This is a genomic window from Streptomyces sp. NPDC046881, assembly GCF_040645015.1.
Lineage (GTDB): Bacteria > Actinomycetota > Actinomycetes > Streptomycetales > Streptomycetaceae > Streptomyces.
This window is the reverse complement of the sequence record NZ_JBEYXJ010000181.1, coordinates 1-8981: the sequence shown is the minus strand read 5'-3', so window position 1 is coordinate 8981 and position 8981 is coordinate 1. Positions and strand designations below refer to the sequence as shown.

The window sequence follows — 8981 nt, the reverse complement described above, 5'->3', positions numbered from 1 at the left end:
CGCGGGCCTCACCGACGGCGAGGCCCGCGACGGCCCCGAGCATCAGCAGGGTGCCGGCCACGGTGGTCGCGGTGAGCCGCTCACCGAGCAGGACGACGGCGAGCACGGCCGCGGTCACCGGCTCCAGCAGCATGATCACGGAGACGGTGGCGGCCCGGACCACGGCGGCTCCCGCGAAGTAGAGGACGTACGCGAGGGCCGTGGGCACGGCGGCCATGTACAGCAGCAGCCACAGCAGCCGGGCCGGGTGGGCGGTGTGCGGGAGCAGCCCCTCGTGCACCGCGAACGGCAGCAGGCACAGGCTGGTCACGGCGAAGGCGCCCACCGTGGTGCCGGCGGTGTCGGCGCCGCCGCCCCTGCCCCACCAGCGGGTGAGCAGGGTCATGACGCCGTAGGCCGCGGCCGAGGCCAGGGCGAGCAGCACGCCCGCCGGACGGACGGACGCGGCCGAGCCGCCGAAGGTGAGCACGGCCAGCCCGGCGAGCGCACCGGCGACCGCGGTGACACCGCCCGCACCGAGCCGCTCGCCGAGCAGCAGCCGGGCGCCGAGCGCGATGAGGACGGGGCCGGCGCCGAGGGTCACGACGGTGGCCACGGCCAGCCCGGTCGACGCGACGGCCGCGAAGTACGCGGTCTGGAAGACGGCCAGCGCGAGCCCCGTGGCCAGGGCCCGCGTGACGCTGCGGCGCACCGGCAGGGCCGGGGCCGCACGGCGGGCGCGCCGGCGCCGCGGACGGCCGACGAGCAGGAAGGCGAGGCCCAGGGCGCAGCGCCAGAAGGACAGGCTGAAGGCGCCCATGTCGCTGGTCCGGTACACCAGCGAGGCGGCGGCGCCCGCGGTGCCCCAGGCGGCACCGGTGACGATCAGGCAGAGCAGGCCGCGCCCGACGGGCAGGCCGGCAGCGGGATGCGACGAAGTCGGCAAGGGAATCTCTCCGCAGAAGCGCACGCGAAGGTGCGGAAGTTCGAAGGCGTCCCGCTCGGGCGGGGCGCGCGGACTTCATCTGCGGGCAGCACCGTCCAGCCCGGCGCGTGCGCGCCGGGCGATGACCCGGAGGCCCGCCTCAGGCGGCCGGGGGCGGAAGGACGAGTGCGTGGTGCGACATGATCCGGACTCTAGACGGCGGTGCGCCGGGCGGACAACTCCCTTTCCGGACCGCCGGAGGCGACCGGTTCCGGGGAGCCCTTGGCCGGGGTGGCGGACTGGGCGATGAACGCGCCGACCAGGACGACCGCGCCACCGGCGACCTGCGGCGCGGACAGGTGCTCGCCGAGCAGCACCCACGCCAGCACGGTCGCTATGACCGCCTCCAGGCAGGCGACCACACCGGCCACCTGCGGCGACAGCCGGCGCACCGACAGCACGCCGGTCACGTAGGCGATCACCGTGGCGACCAGCACGATCCAGGCGAGCAGGGCGACGGCCGGTACGGCGGTGCTGTTCAGCCGTGCGGCGCCCGCCAGCACCGACCAGTCCATGCTCCAGGGGCGGGCCAGGGCGGTCAGCACGGCGGCGCCGACGAGCAGGCCGTAGGCGATGACGCCGAGCGGGTCCGGGGCCGCGTCGCCCGCGTCGCTGCCCTGGTCGGACAGGACGAAGTAGCCGACCTGGCAGCAGGCGGCGCCGAGGGCGAGCACCAGGCCGAGCGCGTCGAAGCTCAGCCCGGACCAGATCTCGACCACGCAGGCGAGGCCGCCGGCCGCGAGGACCACGCCGAGCGCGGCGGCGCGCGTGACGGGCCGCCGCTGCACGAACCGCACCCAGCCCAGCACCAGGGCGGGCGCCAGGTACTCGATGAGCAGGGCCACGCCGACCGGTATCCGGGAGAGCGCGGCGAAGTAGCAGGCCTGGACGCCGGCGACGGCGAGCAGTCCGAACCCGGCGAGCAGGGCGGGCCGGCGGCGCGGCAGGGACCGGTGCCGTACCGCCAGGGGAAGCATCACCAGGGCGGCTCCGGCGACCCGCAGCCAGACCACGTGCAGCGGGTCCAGTCCCGCCTCGATCAGCGGCTTGGCGGCCACTCCCGACCCGCCGAAGGCCAGCGCCGAGGCGAGCGCGAGGCCGAGCCCGGCGCCCTTGCCGGGGCTGTGGTGACTGCTCACAGACGTATGCACCGGCACATGATGACAGGCGCCGACAGGAGCGTCACTCCCGATGACACCTGTCTCAGCTGATGGACGGCCCGACGGACGGCGAGCCGGGCTCGTCGGCCCGACCGGCGGCGCCTGCCTCGATCCGCGCGGACAGCTCGTGCGCGGGGATGCCGGCGCGCTCCAGGACCTCGACGGCCCGGGACGCCGGGTCCGCGGTGAGCGCCGCGAGCAGGTCGGTGCCGCTGACGTGCGGTGCGCCCCGCCGCCGGGCGCGCGCCCGGGCGTCCGCGAGCGCGGCGGCCGCGGCGGGCGACCAGCCCTCGGCACCCCGGGCCGGACCGTCCCGGCCGACGGCCGGAGCGGACCGTGCACCGGAAGCGGACCAGGCGCCGAGGTCGGCCCGCACGTCGAGGGCGGAGCGTGCGCCTGGGTCGGACCGTGCGCCGGGCTCGGACCGTGCATCGAAGGCTGATCGCGCGTCGGGATCGGACCGTGTGTCGAAGGCGGACCGTGCGCCGGGCTCGGACCGTGCATCGAAGGCTGATCGTGCGCCGGGATCGGACCGTGCGTCGAAGGCTGATCGCGCGTCGGGATCGGACCGTGTGTCGAAGGGGGACCGTGCGCCGGGCTCGGCCGGCCGGGCGGGCGCGGGGACGCGGGGGATCGCGCCGGAGTCCTCCACGCCGGCCTGCCAGCGCAGCCCGTAACCGATGCTGCGCTGGACGAGGTAGCCGAGGAGCCGGGCGAGCCGCGGGCCGCCGACGGCGGCGCGGGCCTCGGGGTCGTGTTCCAGCAGGGCGTGGAGCAGATGGGCGGTGTCGGTCTGCCGGTCCCGGTCCCGGACGGCCCTGCGGCGGGCAGCGGCGACCACCGCCGCCAGCTCGGCACCGAGCCCGGCAGCGCCGTCCGCGTGCGGAACCGCTGCGTCATCGGCGGTCCGGTGGGCTGTACGGGGTTGCACATCCCCTACCTCATCAGGCGCAACGAGACGGGGCATCCACGAGGGGAACCATCTTCGCGTCCCACACGGAGTGGACATCGCCGGCCCCGATCTCATCCTTACGGAGGAGATCCGGCCGCACCCGCGCAACGGCGCGCACACCACGACCGTTCCTGACGGTTCATCAGTATTGAATGTTCGCGCCCCTGCGGCTACGTTCCGCGACACCGCAGCCCGGTACGCCCGATCCGAAGGGGTGGTCACATGGCCGAAGTCAGCGCGGAGGCACACATCCAGGCGCCGGCCGGGAAGGTGTGGGCGCAGCTCACCGACTGGCCGTCGTACGGGGCGTGGAACGCGACCCACACCAGCTTTCCCCGGGGCGGCCCCGAGACGCTGGCGGTGGGCGGCACGTTCCAGGAGAACATGAAGCTGATGGGCTTTCCGGCGGAGGTCGACTGGACCATCGAGGAGCTGGAGCCGGCCCGGGTGTTCGCCATCCGCGGCAAGGGGCCGATGGCGGTGACCGTCGCCACCCGCTACACGCTCACCCCGGACGGGGACGCCACGACGGTCCGGATCGAGGGCGAGTTCACCGGCGCCGCGGTGTCACTGATGGCGGGCAGACTGAAGGACTCGGCGACGGCCGCGCTGAACGAGTCGCTGCGCAAGCTGGGCGGCCTGGTGAGCTGAGCAGGACACACTGAGCGCCCCGCGCGGTGGTCGCGCGGGGCGCCCGGGCCGTCGTACGAGGGACGGCGGCCGGCTACGGCTCAGTGCTCGTCGGCGAGGATGAGGTACAGCTTCTTGCGGGCGTCGTTGATGACGGCCAGCGCCTTCTCCCGCTGTTCCTTGCTGCCGGTCTTCCAGACCTGGCCGAAGGCCTCCATCAGACCGAAGCCGGCCTGGCGGATCTCGGTGAGGGCCTCCCAGTCGACTCCGCGCGAGGCCTCCTCCCAGGGGGCGTCGGCGCCCTCCTCGGCGGCGGCGCGCCCGCTCTCGGTGAGGGCGAACAGCTTCTTGCCGCCCTCGCTCTCGCTGGCGATCAGGCCCTCGTCCTCCAGCAGTTGGAGGGTCGGGTAGACCGAGCCGGGGCTGGGCTTCCAGGCACCGCCGCTGCGTTCGGCGATCTCCTGGATCATCTCGTAGCCGTGCATGGGCCGTTCCTTGAGCAGGGCCAGGATCGAGGCGCGTACGTCACCCCGCCGCGCCCGCCCTCGCGGACCGCCCCGGCCGCGCGGCCCCCAGGGCCCCGGGCCGAAACCCGGCCCGCCGGGGCCGAACGCCGGGCCGCCCGGCCCGAAGGGTCCGAAGGCGGCCCGCCGGCCCTCGAAACCGCCCATGCCCCGCCGTCCGGGGCCCTCGTGCCGATGTCCACGCTCGAATCCGTGGGTACGCATGGCGATCACTCCATTCCATCGCTGATCTGTCATGTTCGTATCGCGTATCGTTCGCGATGCTTCAACGATATATCGGGAGCGATCGCATGACAATCCCTTGCAGGAGCCTGCACCGGCCGCCTTCCATAAACTGTAAATATAAAAATGCTATGCTTCTGGCATGAGTCGTCAAGACATCGCTGGCGCGTCCGCCGCCATCGGGGCAGCCCTCTACGGCCTGGCCACCAGGGCCGCGAGACGCCTGCCCCGGGACATGAGCCTGACGTCCGCCGCCACCCTGGCCACCCTGGACCGGACCGGCCCGCGGCGCATCACCGATCTGGCCGCGGTCGAGGGCGTCACCCAGCCCGCGATGACCGCCCTGGTCCGGGTGATGGAGGAGTCCGGCCTGGTCGAGCGGCGGGGCGACCCGTCCGACAAGCGGGTCACGCTGGTGTGCCTGACCGAGGCCGGCGCCTCCTATGTCCGGACGCGGCGCGAGGCGGGCGTCCACGCGTTCGAGCGGTTGATCGGCAAGCTCACCAGCGACGAGGTCGAGGCGCTGGTGGCTGCCCTTCCGGCGCTGAAGCATCTGGCAGAGCTCGAAAGCCAGGACCGCGAAGGGCCGAAGCAGTGACCGGGCAGCCGGTCGGCGGGGTCTCGGCGAAGGCGTTCCCGGTGGCGCGTTCCGAGGCGCGGCTGCTGGTCCCCGCCCTGATGTTCATCGCTCTGGTCGTGGCGGCGGTCGCCAGCCTCGGGACGCCGCTCATCACCAGCGTGGCGACCTCGTTCCACGTCTCGCTCGGCAGTGCGCAGTGGACGCTGACCGTCGCGCTGCTCAGCGGCGCCGTCGCCACGCCGGTCCTGGGGCGGCTCGGAGCCGGCCCGCACCGGCGGGCCACGATCCTCGCCACGCTGGCGGTCGTCGTCGCCGGCAGCGCGCTCACCGTGCTGCCGCTGCCGTTCGCGTGGCTGCTGGCCGGCAGGGCGGCCCAGGGCGTCGGGCTCGGGCTGACGGCGCTGATGATGGGCGTGGCCCGGGACCACCTCCCCGAGGAACGCAGCGCGGCCGTGATCGCCCTGATCTCGGTGGTCTCGGTCATCGGGGCCGGCGTCGGCTACCCGCTGGCCGCACTGCTCGCCGAACTCGGCGGGGTACGGGCCGCCTACGGCCTCGGCCTGGTCGTCACCGCCGCCGCCCTCCTGACCGCGTGGCGCTCCATGCCCGAAGCCCCCGAAGGCCGCTCCGGCCACGTGGACGTGGCAGGCGCGGTCGTCCTGGCCGCTGCGCTGCTCCTGGTGCTGTTCCTCGCCGGCGAACGGAATCTGTGGAGCCGGCACCTCGCCGTGGCGGCGGGCCTCGCCGTCGTCACGGTGGTGCTGCTCTGCGTCTGGGCCGTCATCGAACTGCGCAGCACGACGCCCCTGGTCGATGTTCGGGCGGTGCGGCACCCGGCGGTCGCCGGGGCGAACCTCGCCATGTTCGTCGGCGGGATCGGCATGTACCTCCTGCTCACGCTCATCACCCGGTACGCGCAGACGCCGCACGGCGCCGGCTACGGCTTCGGGCTGACGACCTTCGTCGCCGGGCTGGTCCTCATCCCGTTCTCGGTGCTGGGGTTCGTCGCCGGCAAGCTCACGCCGCGGATCCGGACGCGGATCGCCGACCCCCTGCTCCTGGCCGGCAGCGCCGTCGTGGTCGGCGGCGGGTTCGCCCTGTTCGCGGCGGCCCGGTCGGACCTGCCCGAACTGTTCGCGGCGATGGGCGTGCTCGGCTTCGGCGTCGGCGGCTTCTCGGCCGCGATGCCCGGCGTCATCCTGGCCGTCACCCCCAGGAGCGAGACGTCGAGCGCCATGAGCTTCCACTACGTCGTCCGCAGCGTCGGGTACTCCCTGGGCAGCGCCATCGGCGGCCTGATCCTCGCCGCGGGCACCGGCCCCGGCCACCTCTTCCCCGACGACAGCACCTACACCACCGCGGCGCTGGTCGGCATCGGCGCCATGGCGATCACGACGCTGACAAGCCTCGCTCTCGCCCGCCGACGCTCGTCCGAGACCAACCTGTAAGTCAGATGCACTCATTCCCCACACTGGAGGTTCCATGCCCAAGGGCTACTGGGTCAGCGTCTACCGCACCATTTCAGATCCTGAGAAGCTGGCTGCTTACAACAGGCTGGCCCGCCTGGCCGTCGAGCCCGCCGGCGGCCGGACCATCGTCCGTGGCGGTCGGGTCGTGGCGCATGACGCCGGAATCGCCGAGCGCACCGTCCTGGTCGAGTTCGACAGCTTCGAGCAGGCCGTCGCGGCGCGCGAGAGTGCGGCCTACCAGGAGGCGCTGGTCGCCCTCTCCGACGGCGTCGAGCGCGACTTCCGCATCGTCGAAGGCATCGACTGACCGAGGCCCAGTCGGATCTTCACCCTCGAACTCGACCGCTGACACACGATCAAGACCGAAGACAGCCGCCCACGACCGGCACGAGCACCCACGGCCCCCGCCACCCCAGCAGCCGCACCAGCGGAAACCAGGATGACGGATTCTTCAGGTCGTGGGTGCGCCCGGGCCTCGCGGCGGAAAGGCCCGGTTCGCCGGCCGCAGGGGGCAGCCGGTGCCGGCGCGGGCGGCGAGATCGGCGCGGAGTGCCGCCAGCGCGGCCATGCGTTCGTCGACGATGCGGATCTTGTCCCGGAACAGGGCGGTCAGGGCCTCGGCGCTGTCGGGCGCCTCCCGCAGTTCCGCGCCGTGCCGGGCGATCTCCGCCAAGGTGAACCCGAGCGTCTGCGCGGTGCGCACGTACTGCAGCCAGACCACCGTCTCCGGCGGGAAGTCGCGGTATCCGTTGGGCAGCCGGTCGCCCTCGATCAGGCCGATCTTCTCGTAGAAGCGCAGCGTGTCCCTGGACACCCCGGTACGCGCCGCCAGTTCTCCGATGCGCATGACTCCCCCGCGGCTCGGTCGACTTGACCTTGGAGCGTACTCCGCTGTCTAGCGTGAGCGGTGCCCGAGCGAGCCCTCCAGAGGAGCCCTGATGCACCCTGCCGCCCCCGCCTATCTGCGCGTCGTCCGGACCAGCGGCTGGTACGACCTGATCGTCACCGCCGGCTTCGCGACGCCCTGGACCTACGCGCTGCTCCACCGGCTCCTGTCGGCCGGAGGTGACGCGGCCGGTCTCGGCACCATGCCCGCGCTCACCCCGATGCAGACCCTCTACGCCAACCTCATGGGGTCGGTCGTCGTGGTCTGGTCCGCCCTGCGCGTCACACGGCCGCTTCCGCTGCACGGTCTCCTCGACGGGACCGCACGCGCGCTGTTCTCGCTGTGGCAGGCGTACGCGCTGGCCCATGGCGGGCCCCGGGTGCTGTGGCCCTTCCTGCTCGTGGAGGTGGCGTTCGGCGTCGTCCAGCTCGCCCCGTGGCTGCGGGCGTGGGCGACCGCGGCCGGCCGGGACTCCCTGCGGCGTCCCGAATCAGTCCGGCACTCGTGAATTGGCCTTGGGCCGGCGGGCGTCGCAGCCGCTAGCGTCGGCGTCATGCGCATTCGAATCGTGGACGTCTTCACCGACCGCCCCTTCGCCGGCAACCCGGCCGGAGTCCTGCTCCTGGACGACGTCTTCCCCGACGACGACTGGCTCCAGAACGTCGCCATGGAGGTCAACCACGCCGAGACGGCGTTCGCGCACCGGCTGCCCGAGGGCGGCGAGGCGGACTGGGCCCTGCGCTGGTTCACGCCCGTCGCCGAGGTCGCGATGTGCGGACACGCCACCCTCGCCACGGCCCACGTCCTGCACACCACCGGCGCGCACGAGGGCCCGGTGCGGTTCGCCACCCGCAGCGGCGTACTCATCGCCACGCCCGCCGCGGACGGCTCGATCACCCTCGACTTCCCGACCGCCCCGCTCACCCCGGTCGAGATCCCGGACGGGGTCGCCGAGGCGCTGGGCGCGGAGCCGGTCGCCGTCTTCGACACCGGTCCGAACGTCGGCGACCTGCTGGTGGAACTGGCCGACGAGAAGACCGTCCTCGGCCTCTCCCCCGACCACCGGGCCCTGCGCGCCTACTCCTCCCGCGGCGTCATCGCCACCGCCCGCGCCGACGACCCGGACCGCGGCTACGACTTCGTCTCCCGCGGCTTCTTCCCGAACGTCGGCATCGACGAGGACCCGGTCACCGGCAGCGCCCACACCGCGCTCGCCCCGCACTGGTCCGCCCGCCTCGGCCGCGACGACCTCACCGGGCTCCAGGCCTCCCGCCGCACCGGCATGGTCCGCACCCGGCTGCGGGGCGAGCGGACCCTGCTCACCGGCCGCGCGGTGACCGTCATCGAGGGCGAACTGCGCGCCTGAGCGCTCAGGCGGTCGGCAGCCAGCCCACCTTGCCGGCGAGAAGGGCGTAACCGACGAAGGCGCCGATGTCGAGCAGGGAGTGCGCGACGACCAGCGGCCCGACCCGGCCCCAGCGGCGGTAGAGGTACACGAACACCACGCCCATCACCATGTTGCCGAGGAAGCCGCCGACGCCCTGGTAGAGGTGGTACGACCCGCGCAGGACCGCGCTGGCCACCCGCGCGGTCC

The 8981-nt window shown here is 73.6% G+C and carries 12 protein-coding genes and 1 pseudogene; 6 read left to right on the top strand and 7 right to left on the bottom strand.

Features of this window, described 5'->3' with window-relative positions:
• From ABZ923_RS39955 to ABZ923_RS39940, 4 genes and pseudogenes are all read right to left on the bottom strand, one after another.
• Positions 1 to 925: EamA family transporter (locus ABZ923_RS39955; protein WP_361482888.1), on the bottom strand; the 925-nt coding region annotated here is incomplete at its 3' end.
• Between the two features lie 191 nt (positions 926 to 1116).
• Complete coding sequence (locus ABZ923_RS39950; RefSeq protein WP_361482885.1) at positions 1117 to 2121, bottom strand: EamA family transporter; 1005 nt, start codon at positions 2119 to 2121, stop codon at positions 1117 to 1119.
• Between the two features lie 46 nt (positions 2122 to 2167).
• Positions 2168 to 2500, bottom strand: coding sequence for a hypothetical protein (locus ABZ923_RS39945; protein ID WP_361482894.1), 333 nt, complete (start codon positions 2498 to 2500; stop codon positions 2168 to 2170).
• 246 nt (positions 2501 to 2746) lie between these two features.
• Positions 2747 to 3091, bottom strand: a pseudogene (locus ABZ923_RS39940) (peptidase); the annotation flags it as partial.
• Positions 3092 to 3298: 207 nt separating this feature from the next.
• Here ABZ923_RS39940 and ABZ923_RS39935 point away from each other — a divergent pair.
• Positions 3299 to 3727 (top strand): SRPBCC family protein, encoded by a 429-nt coding sequence (locus tag ABZ923_RS39935; protein ID WP_361482882.1) that lies wholly within the window; start codon positions 3299 to 3301, stop codon positions 3725 to 3727.
• 80 nt (positions 3728 to 3807) lie between these two features.
• Here the strand turns inward: ABZ923_RS39935 and ABZ923_RS39930 are convergent, their stop codons facing one another.
• Positions 3808 to 4434 carry a PadR family transcriptional regulator gene (locus ABZ923_RS39930; protein ID WP_361482879.1) on the bottom strand — a complete coding sequence of 209 codons (627 nt, stop codon included), beginning with the start codon at positions 4432 to 4434 and terminating at the stop codon, positions 3808 to 3810.
• 253 nt (positions 4435 to 4687) lie between these two features.
• On the opposite strand from ABZ923_RS39930, the gene ABZ923_RS39925 reads away from it, so the two are divergent.
• Genes ABZ923_RS39925 through ABZ923_RS39915 form a run of 3 tightly spaced genes read left to right on the top strand, consistent with a single transcriptional unit; the run spans position 4688 to position 6808 of the window.
• Entirely contained in the window at positions 4688 to 5050 is a 363-nt protein-coding gene (locus ABZ923_RS39925) for a MarR family transcriptional regulator (RefSeq protein WP_361482891.1), read from the top strand.
• Entirely contained in the window at positions 5047 to 6480 is a 1434-nt protein-coding gene (locus ABZ923_RS39920; RefSeq protein ID WP_361482876.1) for an MFS transporter, read from the top strand. Before ABZ923_RS39925 ends, ABZ923_RS39920 begins: the two co-directional genes overlap by 4 nt.
• Before the next feature lie 34 nt (positions 6481 to 6514).
• The gene (locus ABZ923_RS39915) at positions 6515 to 6808 is read left to right on the top strand and encodes a DUF1330 domain-containing protein (protein ID WP_361482873.1); all 294 of its coding nucleotides are present in this window, start codon (positions 6515 to 6517) and stop codon (positions 6806 to 6808) included.
• 144 nt (positions 6809 to 6952) lie between these two features.
• Here the strand turns inward: ABZ923_RS39915 and ABZ923_RS39910 are convergent, their stop codons facing one another.
• Positions 6953 to 7348, bottom strand: a complete 396-nt coding sequence (locus ABZ923_RS39910) for a MerR family transcriptional regulator (protein WP_361482870.1) — start codon at positions 7346 to 7348, stop codon at positions 6953 to 6955.
• A gap of 91 nt (positions 7349 to 7439) precedes the next feature.
• Between ABZ923_RS39910 and ABZ923_RS39905 the strand changes: the two genes are divergently transcribed.
• A complete protein-coding gene (locus tag ABZ923_RS39905; protein ID WP_361482867.1) occupies positions 7440 to 7895 on the top strand; it encodes a hypothetical protein in 456 nt (151 codons plus the stop codon).
• 45 nt (positions 7896 to 7940) lie between these two features.
• Positions 7941 to 8753, top strand: a complete 813-nt coding sequence (locus ABZ923_RS39900; RefSeq protein WP_361482864.1) for a PhzF family phenazine biosynthesis protein — start codon at positions 7941 to 7943, stop codon at positions 8751 to 8753.
• A gap of 4 nt (positions 8754 to 8757) precedes the next feature.
• Here ABZ923_RS39900 and ABZ923_RS39895 read toward each other — a convergent pair.
• On the bottom strand, positions 8758 to 8981 hold a 224-nt coding region (locus ABZ923_RS39895; protein WP_361482861.1), incomplete at its 5' end, for a CPBP family intramembrane glutamic endopeptidase.

Excerpts from the sequence above, each read along its gene's own strand:
- ABZ923_RS39930 (WP_361482879.1), bottom strand. The coding sequence starts at position 4,434 with ATGCGTACCCACGGATTCGAGCGTGGACATCGGCACGAGGGCCCCGGA.
- ABZ923_RS39925 (WP_361482891.1), top strand. The coding sequence starts at position 4,688 with ATGAGCCTGACGTCCGCCGCCACCCTGGCCACCCTGGACCGGACCGGC.
- ABZ923_RS39935 (WP_361482882.1), top strand. The coding sequence starts at position 3,299 with ATGGCCGAAGTCAGCGCGGAGGCACACATCCAGGCGCCGGCCGGGAAG.
- ABZ923_RS39905 (WP_361482867.1), top strand. The coding sequence starts at position 7,440 with ATGCACCCTGCCGCCCCCGCCTATCTGCGCGTCGTCCGGACCAGCGGC.
- ABZ923_RS39900 (WP_361482864.1), top strand. The coding sequence starts at position 7,941 with ATGCGCATTCGAATCGTGGACGTCTTCACCGACCGCCCCTTCGCCGGC.
- ABZ923_RS39910 (WP_361482870.1), bottom strand. The coding sequence starts at position 7,348 with ATGCGCATCGGAGAACTGGCGGCGCGTACCGGGGTGTCCAGGGACACG.
- ABZ923_RS39915 (WP_361482873.1), top strand. The coding sequence starts at position 6,515 with ATGCCCAAGGGCTACTGGGTCAGCGTCTACCGCACCATTTCAGATCCT.